The 13,608-nt window shown below is 45.7% G+C and carries 12 protein-coding genes; all 12 read left to right on the top strand.

Annotated elements, in window-relative coordinates; genetic code table 11:
- The first annotated feature begins 22 nt into the window (after positions 1 to 22).
- The 12 genes from ABXT60_RS12270 to era all read left to right on the top strand — a co-directional run bounded on the left by ABXT60_RS12270 (position 23) and on the right by era (position 13,606).
- Positions 23 to 1,318, top strand: coding sequence for a 3-deoxy-D-manno-octulosonic acid transferase (locus ABXT60_RS12270; RefSeq protein ID WP_443630392.1), 1,296 nt, complete (start codon positions 23 to 25; stop codon positions 1,316 to 1,318).
- Positions 1,315 to 2,922 (top strand): thiamine/thiamine pyrophosphate ABC transporter permease, encoded by a 1,608-nt coding sequence (thiP, locus tag ABXT60_RS12265; protein WP_443630391.1) that lies wholly within the window; start codon positions 1,315 to 1,317, stop codon positions 2,920 to 2,922. Before ABXT60_RS12270 ends, thiP begins: the two co-directional genes overlap by 4 nt.
- Complete coding sequence (thiQ, locus tag ABXT60_RS12260; protein WP_443630390.1) at positions 2,915 to 3,622, top strand: thiamine ABC transporter ATP-binding protein; 708 nt, start codon at positions 2,915 to 2,917, stop codon at positions 3,620 to 3,622. The genes thiP and thiQ overlap by 8 nt, the downstream gene beginning before the upstream one ends.
- Before the next feature lie 32 nt (positions 3,623 to 3,654).
- Positions 3,655 to 5,139 carry a protoporphyrinogen oxidase gene (gene hemG, locus ABXT60_RS12255; protein WP_443630389.1) on the top strand — a complete coding sequence of 495 codons (1,485 nt, stop codon included), beginning with the start codon at positions 3,655 to 3,657 and terminating at the stop codon, positions 5,137 to 5,139.
- Positions 5,140 to 5,161: 22 nt separating this feature from the next.
- Positions 5,162 to 5,785 (top strand): NUDIX domain-containing protein, encoded by a 624-nt coding sequence (locus tag ABXT60_RS12250; protein ID WP_443630388.1) that lies wholly within the window; start codon positions 5,162 to 5,164, stop codon positions 5,783 to 5,785.
- A complete protein-coding gene (locus ABXT60_RS12245) occupies positions 5,785 to 6,543 on the top strand; it encodes a metallophosphoesterase (RefSeq protein WP_443630387.1) in 759 nt (252 codons plus the stop codon). Before ABXT60_RS12250 ends, ABXT60_RS12245 begins: the two co-directional genes overlap by 1 nt.
- Before the next feature lie 125 nt (positions 6,544 to 6,668).
- Positions 6,669 to 8,567: a DNA topoisomerase IV subunit B gene (gene parE, locus ABXT60_RS12240; RefSeq protein ID WP_443630386.1), complete on the top strand. Its 1,899-nt coding sequence runs from the start codon at positions 6,669 to 6,671 to the stop codon at positions 8,565 to 8,567.
- 166 nt (positions 8,568 to 8,733) lie between these two features.
- Positions 8,734 to 9,126 carry a hypothetical protein gene (locus ABXT60_RS12235; protein WP_443630385.1) on the top strand — a complete coding sequence of 131 codons (393 nt, stop codon included), beginning with the start codon at positions 8,734 to 8,736 and terminating at the stop codon, positions 9,124 to 9,126.
- A gap of 183 nt (positions 9,127 to 9,309) precedes the next feature.
- Positions 9,310 to 11,109: a translation elongation factor 4 gene (gene lepA, locus ABXT60_RS12230; protein ID WP_443630384.1), complete on the top strand. Its 1,800-nt coding sequence runs from the start codon at positions 9,310 to 9,312 to the stop codon at positions 11,107 to 11,109.
- Positions 11,110 to 11,144: 35 nt separating this feature from the next.
- Entirely contained in the window at positions 11,145 to 11,948 is an 804-nt protein-coding gene (gene lepB / locus ABXT60_RS12225) for a signal peptidase I (protein WP_443630383.1), read from the top strand.
- 1 nt (position 11,949) lies between these two features.
- Positions 11,950 to 12,657, top strand: a complete 708-nt coding sequence (rnc, locus tag ABXT60_RS12220) for a ribonuclease III (protein ID WP_443630382.1) — start codon at positions 11,950 to 11,952, stop codon at positions 12,655 to 12,657.
- Between the two features lie 13 nt (positions 12,658 to 12,670).
- Positions 12,671 to 13,606 carry a GTPase Era gene (era, locus tag ABXT60_RS12215; protein ID WP_443630381.1) on the top strand — a complete coding sequence of 312 codons (936 nt, stop codon included), beginning with the start codon at positions 12,671 to 12,673 and terminating at the stop codon, positions 13,604 to 13,606.
- Positions 13,607 to 13,608 lie beyond the last annotated feature (2 nt).

Here is a 13,608-nt window from a genome sequence, read left to right as displayed (position 1 = left end):
AACAAAAGGTTATTTTGTACCCGTGGCACTCTTCGTTTATACCTGTTTATGTTATTTAGCCTTACCTATAGGCATTATATTTCACCTACTGTTCATTTGGCGCCGTGCTGAGTTCCGTCGTGGTTTTTGGCAGCGTTACGGCTGGCTGCCACAAAAACAACATCAACCGGTCTTAGTTCATGCTGCCAGTGTAGGTGAGCTCAATGCTATTGCTCCGCTAATAAAAGCCATTGTTAGCGATTTAAAACTCCCTGTTCTTGTGACCACCACCAGTGTGACTGGGCAATTACGGTGCCAGCAAATATTTGCTGGAAATAACCGTGTAAGCTGGGCTTACCTGCCAGTAGATCTGGGAGTGTCCAACTGGCTTATGCTGCGACGCATTAAACCCCGGGCCGTGTTGTTAGTTGAAACTGAGCTATGGCCCAATTTGATCGCTACCTGTGCCCGACAAAAAGTACCTACTATTTTAGTCAATGGGCGTTTGTCTGCTCGTTCTGCAAAGGCATATGCGCGTTTTTCCTGGTTAGTAGCCCCCATGCTTAAAAAGCTGACGCGAATATTAGTGCAGGATGAAATAACGGCCCAACGTTTTGTCAGCCTAGGTGAACAGGCTTCCAAGGTGTCAGTGTTGGGTAGCTTAAAGTACGATCTAGTAATCCCTGATAGAGAGTTAGACATAACTAACTCAGTAGTGCCTGAAGGTTTGTGTTGGGTCTGTGGTAGCACTCGCGTAAGCGAGGAAGTTGCTTTATTGCAGGCCTGGGGCCAGCTGCCCCAGCAAGTTAAAGGCACCTTGGTGCTGGTGCCTAGACATCCCCAGCGGTTCGATGAGGTGGCTGACTTGTGCCAGCAATCTGGATTACCTTGGTTAAGGTATAGCCAAACCCATGCTGAAAACCAGCCAAGTGCGATTACTAATGAGTATAAGCATCACCCACGCCGTATACTCTTAGTTGATAGCATGGGGTTGTTGATGCATTTTTACCGCCGTGCAGACGTTGTTTTTGTTGGTGGAAGTCTTGCAAACACAGGTGGGCATAATCCGCTAGAGGCTGCCGCTTTAGGAAAGCCTGTACTTATGGGACCCCATTGCTTCAATTTCACTCAAGTATGTGACCAATTAGAGAAAGTTCAAGGCCTGCGTGTTACCACTAATGCATGTTTGCTAGAAGACATTACCCAGTTATTAACGGACCAGTCGCTAAGGCATACCATGGGAACGGCTGGTGCTGCCCTAGTTGATCAGCAAAAGGGGGCCCTTAAGCGCCATTTGTTAGCTATAGAAAACACTTTAGAACAGGCATTAGGCGAGTGATAAAAGTAGCATCATCTAGGCATTGGTTGTGGTTTAGTAGCCTTAGTTTTTGTTTGGTGTTGTTGCCATTATTGCTTGCCATGGGTGCTTTTTCTTCTTATTTAGGCCAAGCCCAGTGGTTAACCTACATGACAGATGCCTATACCTGGCGTGTTGTTTGGTTTTCTTGGTGGCAGGCGTGTCTATCAACTGTTATTAGTTTATCTGCCGCTGTGCTTGTAGCCCGTGCTTTAGCGCGGAGGCAGTCTTTTGTGGGCCGGTGGCTATTATTACGGTGTTTTAGCGTGGCGCTAGTCGTGCCTAGTATTATTGCTGTGTTTGGTATTATTTTGTTGCATGGTAAGTACGGTTATTTTAATCAATTTTGGCTGTGGCTGGGAGGCCAGCCGCAAAGCTATGTTTACGGTTTAACAGGAATATTATTGGCGCACGTATTTTTTAACCTGCCACTGGCAACCCGTATTCTATTGCAGAGATTAGATGCAATTAACGCCGAAACTTGGCGCTTATCTAGCCAGCTAGGGATGACTTCAGTCGATCTTTGGCGACACATCGAATGGCCACACATCAAGGGGGTGTTACCGCAACTGGCTGCGCTGGTTTTTGCCTTGTGCTTCACTAGTTTTGCTATTGTGATGACTCTGGGAGGTGGACCAAAGGCCACCACTATTGAAGTTGCCATATTTCAAGCCATAAGGTTTGATTTTGATATTGCTAAAGCGGTGTATTTAAGCCTGTTACAGATGGGTTTTTGTGGCTTTATTTTGTGGGCTGGCTTGCGTCTAGGAAAGCCTATCGATATGTTTGTCAGCTTAGAGACGTCAGCTAAAAATATGCGCCCAGACCTCAAACCAATGTTAGGTATTGTGAGTGATTCAGTGGTGCTGCTTTTAGCTACGTTGTTGGTATTACTGCCTCTATTGGCTGTTGTTATTGCAGGGATTAATCCAGCTTGGGCCGACGTATTGCTAGATCTGCGTTTATGGAATGCTTTTGGTAATAGCTTATGGGTGGCCCTGAGTTCTGCGTTATTGAGCCTTTTAATGGCGTCAGGTTTGTTGCTTGCCCAGCGTCATTGGCGCAAGCGTTATGCTTCTGCAGCTTTAGCTGTGGAATGGATGGGTTCTGTTATTTTAGTGGTGCCACCGTTGGTATTAGCAACAGGTTTATTTATTGGCCTAAGCCCCCACGTTAATGTGTTTGCCATTAACCTTTATATTGTCGTACTGGTAAATGCCTTGATGGGCTTGCCTTATATGTTGCGTGTATTGTCTGTAGCCTACTTAAAAATTGGCACAGATTATGATCGCTTATGCAGTAGCTTGGGTGTGCAGGGTTGGCATCGATTGCGGCACGTAGAGTGGCCCATATTACGCAAACCTGTTGGCTTGGCTTTAGCTTTAGTGGCAGCCATGTCCGCCGGTGATTTGGGGGTTGTAGCCTTATTTGGCAGTCCAGATATTCAAACTTTACCTCTGCTAATGTATCAGCGTTTGGGGAGTTACCAAAGTGATGCTGCAGGGGTTACTGCAGTGGTTTTGTTGGGGTTATGTTTAGTAATTTTTGTGATTTTAGAACGTTTATTGGGAGGCTCAGATGATTAACTTTAAGCAAGTGAATTGTCGTTTAGGTGAGCAGAATTTTTGTTATGACCTGCAGATTCAATTGGGTCAGGTGGTGGCTGTTATGGGGGCAAGTGGATCTGGCAAATCAACTTTACTTAACTTGCTGGCTGGTTTCATTCAGCCGCAAAACGACACCGCGCAAATATTGCTCGGTGATGAGCGGGTAGACTTGCTTGCTCCATCCCAAAGGCCGGTGACAAGCTTATTCCAAGAGCATAATTTATTTGCCCACATGTCAGCGTTTAATAACCTAGCTTTAGGAATACGCACGAGTCTTAAACTGACAGTGGATGAAATAGCTCAGGTGGACACTGCTCTGGAGCAAGTGGGGTTAAAAGGGCTGGGTTCTCGTTTACCTAAGCAGCTCTCAGGTGGCCAAAGGCAAAGAGTTGCTCTGGGTCGAGCGCTTGTTCGGCGTAAGCCCTTGTTGCTATTAGATGAGCCTTTTAGTGCTTTAGATCCAGCATTAAGGCAAGAAATGGCCGCGTTGGTTAAAAGCCTTAGTCAGCAACACCAGCTCACCGTATTATTAGTTACCCACGAGCCTAGAGATGCCTTGGACCTAGCCGAAACTGTCGTATTTATTGCCGATGGTAGAGTGCATTGGCAAGGGCCAAGCCAAGATTTTTTACAACAAACAGACACTCATATAAAAGCCTATTTAGGCCAAAGCTGCTAACCTTGTAGTACTGACATAAGATGGTTAAAACGATGCATGATAATGATACAACATGGCCCACTGGCAAAAGTGCGGGGCCGTTGCCACAACCGCCTAAGCAGCTAGAACAGAATGATCATGTACTTGTTATTGGGGCAGGTATTTCTGGTTTGGCCAGTGCTTGGTTTTTGCAACAACAAGGTTTTTCGGTCACGGTGCTGGAGGCTGGCAACCAAGTAGGTGGTAACTTACAAACGGTACAAAAATATGGTTGTCAGTGGGAACGGGGCCCCAATTCCTTTATCAATAATCGCCCAGCCATGGCCCAGCTCATAGAGCAGGCTGGATTAAACCCACACATAGTCTTGGCAGACCAAGCTGCCCATAAACGGTTTATTGGCAAACAAGGCAGGGTTTTAGCCTTACCTATGGGTATTATCGACGCGCTGACTAGCCCGGTGCTGAGTATAAGTGGAAAAATTAGGGTGGCTATGGAGCCGTTTATTGGCAAAGCTACTCAGGAAGAAAGTATTGCCGAGCATGTTAGACGTCGGCTTGGTCATGAAATGTTGGACTGGTTGATTGACCCGTTTATTTCTGGCGTGTTTGCAGGTGACCCGGAGACATTATCTGTAAGGGCTGCTGTGCCTAAAGTTTACGCACTAGAGGCTGAATATGGCTCTATGATTTTGGGCGGTGTGGCAAAAATGAAAGCCAGGTCTCGCCAGAAAAAGCTGGAACAACAGCAGGGGGTCGCTCCCTTAGATGGTGCTATGATGAGTTTTTCTGGCGGGTTACACCAGCTTCCAGAGGTATTAGCGCAACAACTTGGGCCAGCAGTAAAGCTAAACACGCAAGTAGATAGCCTAACGTATAGTGCCGAGTTTGGGTATCAGGCAATGTCTGGTGATGAGATTTGGCAGGCTTCTCAGGTCGTCTTGGCGGTACCAGCAACACAAGTGGCAAGATTAATAGACGATCTACAGCCGCTAGATGAAGGCCTATTTGCCCGTGCAAAGGCCTGTTTACGAGACATTGACTATCCTGCTGTGGCAAGTATCAGTATGGCCTTTGAAAAGAGCCAAATTAAACATGCTCTTGATGGTTTTGGTTGTTTGTTACCTACTAAGGAGAATAAGCAAACGCTAGGCGTGCTATTTCCCTCAAGTATTTTTTCTGAACGCTGTCCAGCTAACCAGCACCTAATCACTGTATTTATTGGTGGTGGCCGCGGGCAGCAGGCTATGACTTTAACACCACAGCAAAGAGTAGATCTGGTACTCCAAGAACTGTCGCCTTACCTAGGTATCCAGGGCCAGCCTTTGTGGCATGAAGAAAGCTTATGGCCTAGGGCTATTCCCCAATATCAGTTGGGGCACTTGCCAAGAGTGGCGTTAGTTGATGAAGCCCTGGCTCAGTTTCCTGGACTGTATCTGCGCAGTAATTGGCGTGATGGTGTGGCGTTAGGTGACTGTGTTGAAAATGCTCTGCAATTAGCCAAAACTATGGGTAGCAAAATAACGTCGCCTCAAACATAACGAATAGGACTTTCTGGCAATCATGTATAAGCCCACATTTCAGCGTGCAGACGTACGTATAGCTCATCAAGAAACTGTATACCAAGGTTTCTATCAAGTGCAAAAACTGAAGCTGCAGCATCGTTTATTCAACGGCGGCTGGAGTAAAGAGTTGCAGCGAGAGTTAGTGGTGCGGTTGCCAGCAGTGGCCGTGCTGATGTATGACGCCAGCACAGATGAAGTGGTATTGATTGAGCAGTTCCGTGTTGGCGGTATGGGCCATGAGGAAGGGCCATGGCAGCTTGAAATGGTGGCTGGAATGATTGATACAGCAGAAACTTCTGCACAAGTGGCTGTTCGAGAATGTAAAGAGGAGTCTGGAGCGATTATTGCAGAAAGTGACTTAGAGCTAGTATGCACATACCTTGTCACTCCAGGCGGAAGTAATGAAAGCCTAGATATCTATTGTGCTCCTGTGAATGCCAGCACGTTAAGTGGGGTTCATGGGTTACCGACCGAAGGCGAAGACATTAAAGTCCAGGTGATTAGGCGCCAAACTCTATGGCAAATGCTAGAGCAAGGTAAGTTAACCAATGCAGCCACTATTATTGCTACGCAGTGGTTACAATTACACTCCCCTAGGCTTAAGGTTAAGTGGGGCTGTTGATGAGTTTACGCCTTGCACAGATTACCGACTGCCACTTACAAGCTGATGCATTAACGTTTTACAAAGGTGTGGATGCAGATGCTCATTTAGACCAGTGTTTGTCTTGGCTGCATAATAATGCCGAGGTCGATCTTTTGATGCTTACTGGAGACCTTAGTCATTTTGGCAGTGAAGCGGCTTACCAGAGGCTAAAAAAAAAGCTTAGTAGCCTAACTTACCCGTGCATTTGGTTAGCGGGGAATCATGACAATTGTGGCATTATGCAAGGCGTTTCTGGTCAGGCTGTGCAGCAACTGCGGGTGTTAGACTATGACCATTGGCGCTTGGTGGTTCTCAATACCACGGCAAACGCAGATGGCAATGGGGCAGGTAGTATTGCATCTGCTCAAATGGAAGAGCTTAGACAGGTTTTAGAAGACGGTTCGCAGCTGCCGGTGTGTGTGTTTATGCACCATAACTCGATGCCAGTTGATTCGATGTGGCAGGACCCTATTATGCTGGGTAATGCCCAGCAGTTTAATGCCTTAGTTGCCTCTAAGCCGCAAGTGAAGGCTGTACTATGTGGCCATGTACATCAGAATTTTGACCAGGTCGTGGGTAATATCCGTTTTCTTGCTACGCCCTCCAGTGCCGTTCAGTTCACCTGCAAGCAAGATAAATTCAAGGTAGAAGTAGAGCTTGGCCCAGGCTTAAGGTTGCTTACGCTTGAGCAAGGTGGCCACCTAAACACTAAAATACAGCGGTTACCCCGGATCTAAAAAAAATTATGGATACGCGCGTAAAACGTCTCGGTAGTTAAGTAATTACTGCTACTATTGCAAAACAGCGATGAGGTGTTAGATTATCGTTAACCCTACTATGACTCTATTGGCGAATTAACTCCATGGCACAAGATAACTACACAGCAGATTCCATTGAAGTATTAAGTGGCCTAGACCCAGTTAAAAAACGCCCAGGCATGTACACAGACACCAGCCGCCCAAACCACTTAGCCCAAGAGGTCATTGATAACTCGGTGGACGAAGCATTGGCCGGACATGCCGATCAAATTGATGTAATCCTTCATAGTGATCACTCACTTTCCGTGATTGACAATGGTCGTGGCATGCCTGTGGACATACATGCTGAAGAAGGAGTGAGCGGTGTAGAACTTATTCTTACACGCCTACACGCAGGTGGTAAGTTTTCTAACAAAAACTACCAGTTCTCTGGTGGTTTGCATGGTGTGGGGATCTCTGTTGTAAACGCACTCACCTCAGCCTTAGAGGTTAAGATTAGGCGCAATGGCGAAGTGCACCGTATCGCTTTTGCCAATGGTAATAAAGTTAGTGAGCTTGAGGTAGTGGATACCGTGGGCCAGCGTAACACAGGCACTAGTGTTACCTTTTTGCCTGATCCACAGTATTTTGATTCTGCTAAATTTTCTGTGGCCCGGCTTAAACATGTACTGCGAGCTAAGGCAGTGCTTTGCAGCGGCCTAAAGGTGACCTTTTTAGACCTAACCAGTGTTACCAAAGAAAAACATGAATGGTATTACCAAGAGGGTTTAGACGATTATCTGCAAGGTGCTAATGAGGGCTATAGCTGCCTGCCAGAAACGCCGTTTGTCGGTAGCCGAAAAAGTGAGATTGAGGGAGTAGATTGGGCAGTTCAATGGTTGCCTGAAGGTGGAGACTTAACCCAAGAGGGTTATGTTAATCTCATTCCAACCTCTCAAGGGGGGACTCATGTTAATGGTTTGCGCAGTGGTCTGTTAGATGCCTTGAGGGAGTTTTGTGAAATTCGCGCTTTGCTTCCTCGCGGCGTGAAGCTTGGCCCAGAAGATATATGGGACCGCTGCTGTTTTGTATTGTCTGTAAAAATGCAAGATCCGCAGTTTTCCGGCCAAACTAAAGAACGGCTTTCGTCTCGCCAAATTGTGGCTTATGTTTCTGGTGAGGTGAAAGATGCGTTTAGCTTATGGCTCAACAAGCATACAGATGAAGGCGAGCTGTTAGCTGAGCTAGTGATTAATCATGCTCAAAAACGTTTAAGGGCTGGAAAAAAAGTGATTCGTAAAAAAATCACCCAAGGGCCAGCTTTGCCGGGTAAGCTGGCAGACTGCAGTGGCACAGATGTTAGCCGGGGTGAGCTGTTTTTGGTGGAAGGTGATTCTGCTGGAGGCTCGGCCAAGCAAGCACGCGAAAGGGAATTTCAAGCGATCTTGCCCTTGCGCGGCAAGATACTTAATACATGGGAGGTTGATTCAGGGCAAATATTAGCGTCTCAAGAAGTGCATCATATTGCTGTTGCAATGGGTGTAGACCCTGGTGCAGATAATTTAGAAGGGTTACGTTACGGTAAGATTTGTATCTTGGCGGATGCTGATTCAGATGGCTTACACATTGCCACGTTGCTGTGTGCTCTGTTTGTGCGCCACTTTAAACCACTAGTTGCTGCGGGGCATGTATATGTAGCTATGCCGCCTTTGTATCGCATCGATATTGGCAAAGAAGTATTTTATGCCCTTGATGAAAACGAAAAGCAAAGCGTGTTAGACCATATTGCTGTTGAGAAAAAACGTGGCAAAGTTAATGTGCAGCGTTTTAAGGGGTTGGGTGAAATGAATCCTTCCCAGCTAAGAGAAACTACCATGAAGCCAGATAGTCGGAGGCTTGTTCAACTTAGTCTTGAGCCAGGAGACGGCACCATGGAAGTGATGGACATGCTGTTGGCAAAAAAGCGCTCAGGTGATCGTAAATCTTGGTTGCAAGAAAAAGGCAACTTGGCCCAAGTGGACTAAAATAAGACGACATGGGTAATCTTCTCACAAAACAAGCGTTATCTTTGCACTCCTTTGCACTCCCTACACCCACCTTTTCACTTGAATGCTTATAATGTATTTTTAGCTGTGGGCAGGAATCTACCTTAGGAGCAAGATCATTAAAGTATACATCAAGCGCAGCTTAATGATCCTCCCAACTTTAGGGTTAGTTGGTTTAATAGGCATAGGCATGGCTATGGCTGATAGCAAAAAAGAGTTTAGAGGTGACAATAAAATAGACAGCCAAGGTTGTCATCACGATGCGAGTTATAGCACTAAGCAAGAAGGTTATGGCCTTAAAAGCGATAACGAAAGCGCCACAATGATTCGGCACATGACTAAGGTACTCGATCTGACAGAGGCGCAGGAAGGTGCTATTAAAAAAATCATTACTGGCCAAGATGAATCTGCAGTTGAGGGCGATGAGTTGCTTAAACATGCCAATGTTGAAACGCAAATAACGGACCTACTAACTCCGGAACAGGTTGAGCAATACCAAGTAATGCGTAAGAAAATGACCAAAAAACAAACAGAATAAAGGAAAAACCCTCCTAAAAAGAGACATCACTCGCCTTAACCATTAAAAATAGCCTTAAATGGCATTAACAAAACCGCAGCAGGTGGACTTGCTGCGGTTTTTTGGGTTGAACTAGGATATAATTCCGCTCTTTTATGCTCCCTACTCCTGGTTTATTGGTAGGGGTAACTCGGAAGTCATCGCATGGCCATCAACTCCCTGATCCGCAACTTTTCCATTATCGCCCATATCGATCATGGCAAGTCCACTATTGCTGATCGCTTTATCCAAATGTGTGGCGGTTTGTCAGATCGTGAAATGGAGCAGCAGGTGCTGGATTCCATGGACATAGAGCGCGAACGGGGCATCACCATTAAAGCTCAAAGTGTAACTTTGGATTTTCCTAGCAAAGACGGCAAAACCTATCAACTTAACCTTATAGATACCCCGGGGCACGTAGATTTTTCCTACGAAGTTTCTCGCTCTTTAGAGGCCTGTGAAGGTGCCTTGCTGGTTGTGGATGCGGCTCAAGGCGTAGAGGCGCAATCTGTGGCTAATTGCTATACGGCCCTAGAGCTGGGTTTGGAAGTAGTGCCTGTGTTAAACAAAATGGACCTGCCTCAAGCTGATCCAGATAAGGTAAAGCAAGAAATTGAAGAAGTGATTGGTATCGATGCCACTGACGCAGTTGAAGCCTCGGCTAAAAGTGGTTTAGGTATGGAAGCAGTACTGGAGCAATTAATTGAATTAATTCCACCGCCTGTTGGTGACGAAGATAAACCACTGCAAGCGCTAATCATTGATTCTTGGTTCGACAACTACCTTGGCATTGTGTCTTTGGTGCGCATTAAAAATGGTGTGTTGCGTAAAAAAGACAAAATCATAGTCAAGTCTACTGGCATTCAGTACGGTGTAGAAGATATTGGTATTTTTACGCCTAAACGGAAGCAAACTGGCATCTTAAGTGCGGGTGAAGTAGGTTATGTCGTTGCGGGTATTAAAGATATTCATGGCGCACCGGTTGGCGATACGTTAACCCATCTTAAAACGTCTGATGTTGATAGCCTGCCAGGCTTTAAGAAAGTTCAGCCCCAGGTATATGCGGGTTTGTTCCCTACTAGCTCTGATGACTATGAAGATTTCCGTGAAGCCTTAGCTAAGCTAAGCCTTAACGACGCTTCGTTATTTTATGAGCCAGAAAGCTCTGATGCCTTAGGTTTTGGATTCCGATGCGGGTTCTTGGGCATGTTACACATGGAGATTATTCAAGAGCGGTTAGAGCGAGAATATAATCTCGATTTATTAACCACTGCACCTACTGTAATCTATGAACTGGAACTCAATAATGGCAAGGTGATCTACGTAGATAACCCCTCAAAACTGCCTGATATGGGTGGTGTGGCAGAAATGCGTGAACCTATTGTGGAAGCTAATATTTTAGTGCCACAAGAACACTTGGGTAACGTCATTACCTTGTGTGTTCAAAAGCGTGGGGTACAAAAGAATATGCAGTTTACTGCCACTCAGGTTGCGTTGACCTATGACATGCCAATGAGTGAGGTAGTGCTAGATTTCTTTGACCGTCTTAAGTCTGTAAGCCGAGGTTATGCGTCCCTAGAATATAATTTTGTCCGGTTCGAAGAAGCCAAGCTAGTCCGTTTAGATATTCTTATTAATGGGGAGCGAGTGGATGCTTTAGCCGTCATTATGCATCGAGATAACGCCCAGTCACGAGGCAGGGCTTTGTGTGAAAAAATGAAAGAGCTCATTCCTCGGCAAATGTTTGATGTTGCAATTCAGGCCGCTATTGGGGGCAATATCGTGTCTCGCACGACGGTTAAAGCGCTGCGTAAAAACGTAACAGCTAAATGTTATGGTGGTGATATTAGCCGTAAGAAAAAACTCTTGTCTAAACAAAAGGAAGGTAAAAAACGCATGAAACAGGTGGGTAGTGTAGAAATCCCGCAGGATGCCTTCTTAGCAGTACTTAAGCTAGATAGCTAAGCTGACAGTAACTAGACATAAAGGATATATAGACGATGATGGATTTTGATTTTGAATTACTGCTCACCGTGCTGGTGGGGCTTTTTGGCGTTGGTTATGCCTTAGACGTGTGGTTATGGAAACCTGCACGCGTCAAAGCTTTGGCGCTAGCAACGGTTAGTGCAGGTGGTAACCTGCCTCAAGCAGACCAACAAAAAGTAATGCGTGAACCACTGTTTGCAGAATACAGCCGTTCATTTTTTCCTGTGTTGGCCTTTGTGCTGATACTGCGTTCTTTTTTTATGGAGCCATACCAGATTCCTTCAGGTTCTATGCTGCCTACCCTTACTGTAGGCGACTTTATTGTGGTGAATAAGTTTGAATATGGTATACGTTTGCCAGTATTGGGCACTAAAGTGTTTGACTACAATGAGCCAAAAGTAGGCGATGTTATGGTGTTCAAGTATCCAAAAGATACAGCGATTAAGTATATTAAGCGAGTGGTAGCTGTGCCTGGGGATACCTTAGAGTTGCGCGACAAGGTTATATACATTAACGGTAAACAGATGACCCAGACTTTTATTGCTGATGAGTCCCCAACGACAGAAATCTATAAAGAGCAGCTTGGGGATGCTGAGCACCTTATATGGCGAAACAAAAACCCTGGGAAAAATGGTGCGGTCACTGTTCCTCCAGGTAAATACTTCATGATGGGAGACAACAGAGATGGCAGTAATGACAGTCGTTATTGGGGTTTTGTGCCCGAAGAAAATATCACTGGTAAAGCCGTTGCGGTGTGGTTACATTGGGAAAACTTCTTTAGTTTGCCCAATTTCAGTACGGCAGGTAGCATAGACTAATATGAAAGCCCCTGCCGCGACGGCCTATCAGCAAAAACTTAACACCTTGTGTTCTGCAATGGGTTATTCCTTTGTTGACACAACACTGTTGGAGTTGGCGCTAACGCACCGTTCGTGTGGTCACCATAATAATGAGCGCTTAGAGTTTTTAGGAGATTCTATTGTTAACTTTGTTATTGCAGACGCTTTGTTTGATAAATTCCCTAAAGCCCGTGAAGGCCAATTAAGTCGTTTACGCGCAGGCTTAGTAAAAGGTGTGACCCTTGCCCAAGTGGCAAAAGAAATGCACATTGGCCCTTGTCTGAAGCTAGGTGCAGGTGAATTAAAGAGTGGTGGGCAGCGACGCGAATCGATTTTGGCGGACGCCACTGAGGCCCTTATTGGTGCGATTTACAAAGATGCGGGAATGGCTGTTTGCCAAGCCCGTATTTTAGCTTGGTTTACCTCTCGACTAGAAAATCTGAGTTTGTCAGACACCCAAAAAGACCCTAAAACACGCTTGCAGGAATACTTGCAGGCTAAGAAATCTGACTTGCCCATATACCAATTGGTCGATGTTAAAGGGCAGGATCATGAGCAAATGTTTATTATAGAATGCCACAGTAGCCTACTAGATAAGCCCACCAAAGCGGAAGCCTCCAGTCGCCGCATCGCAGAACAGAAATCGGCCACGCTAGCATTGCAGCAGCTTGGTCAAGAATCTTTATAGTAGAAAATATATCATGACAGATCTAGACACTTGGCTAGCAGCCCAAAATGACAGCAGCACAAAGTGTGGCTACGTCGCTATTGTAGGCCGCCCTAATGTGGGCAAGTCAACTTTGCTCAACCGTATTTTGGGCCAAAAAATTAGTATCACTTCTCGTAAGCCACAAACTACACGCCATCAAATTCTGGGTATTAAAACCGAAGGTGACGTGCAGGTTGTTTATGTGGATACGCCTGGCTTACATATAGACCAAGCCGACAAGGCGATTAACCGCTACATGAACAAGGCCGCATCTAGTGCTTTAAAGCATGTAGACTTGGTGATTTTTATGGTCGATCGTACGCGGTGGAATGAAGCTGATGAGCACGTGTATGAAAAAGTTAAAGCGGCTAACTGCCCTGTTATTTTAGCAATAAATAAAATTGACATACTGGATGATAAGCAATCTTTGTTGCCGTATTTACAGGAGGTTCAGCAACGTTTGCCTAACGCTGTGTTAGTTCCCATTGCAGCCCATACAGGCGCATCGGTAGAACAGCTGGAGCAATGTGTGCTTGATCAACTTCCAAATGGGCGCCATTTTTTCCCTGAAGATCAAGTGACCGACCGCAGTGCGCGCTTTATCACTGCGGAGTTGATTCGTGAAAAAATCATGCGCCAACTTGGTGACGAGCTGCCTTATCAAATGACAGTAGAAATAGAAGAGTTCGCTCAAGACGGCCCTGTATTGCATATAGGCGCTTTAATTTTAGTAGAGCGAAAAGGCCAAAAACGTATTCTTATTGGCGACAAAGGCGACCGAATTAAACAGATTGGGCGTGATGCGCGGGTTGATATGGAACGTATGTTTGAGTGTAAAGTTATGCTTAAGCTCTGGGTAAAGGTGAAAAGCGGTTGGTCTGATGACGAGCGTGCTTTGCAAAGCCTAGGCTACGACGGCCTCGATTAATC

Source organism: Candidatus Njordibacter sp. Uisw_056, assembly GCF_047730085.1.
GTDB lineage: Bacteria > Pseudomonadota > Gammaproteobacteria > Pseudomonadales > Balneatricaceae > Njordibacter.
The sequence above is the reverse complement of the archived record's forward strand: the minus strand, read 5'-3'. Positions and strand labels throughout refer to the sequence as shown.

Coding starts and splice junctions, on each gene's coding strand:
- thiQ (WP_443630390.1), top strand. CDS start 2,915: ATGATTAACTTTAAGCAAGTGAATTGTCGTTTAGGTGAGCAGAATTTT.
- hemG (WP_443630389.1), top strand. CDS start 3,655: ATGCATGATAATGATACAACATGGCCCACTGGCAAAAGTGCGGGGCCG.
- ABXT60_RS12250 (WP_443630388.1), top strand. CDS start 5,162: ATGTATAAGCCCACATTTCAGCGTGCAGACGTACGTATAGCTCATCAA.
- ABXT60_RS12245 (WP_443630387.1), top strand. CDS start 5,785: ATGAGTTTACGCCTTGCACAGATTACCGACTGCCACTTACAAGCTGAT.
- parE (WP_443630386.1), top strand. CDS start 6,669: ATGGCACAAGATAACTACACAGCAGATTCCATTGAAGTATTAAGTGGC.
- ABXT60_RS12235 (WP_443630385.1), top strand. CDS start 8,734: ATGATCCTCCCAACTTTAGGGTTAGTTGGTTTAATAGGCATAGGCATG.
- lepA (WP_443630384.1), top strand. CDS start 9,310: ATGGCCATCAACTCCCTGATCCGCAACTTTTCCATTATCGCCCATATC.
- lepB (WP_443630383.1), top strand. CDS start 11,145: ATGATGGATTTTGATTTTGAATTACTGCTCACCGTGCTGGTGGGGCTT.
- rnc (WP_443630382.1), top strand. CDS start 11,950: ATGAAAGCCCCTGCCGCGACGGCCTATCAGCAAAAACTTAACACCTTG.
- era (WP_443630381.1), top strand. CDS start 12,671: ATGACAGATCTAGACACTTGGCTAGCAGCCCAAAATGACAGCAGCACA.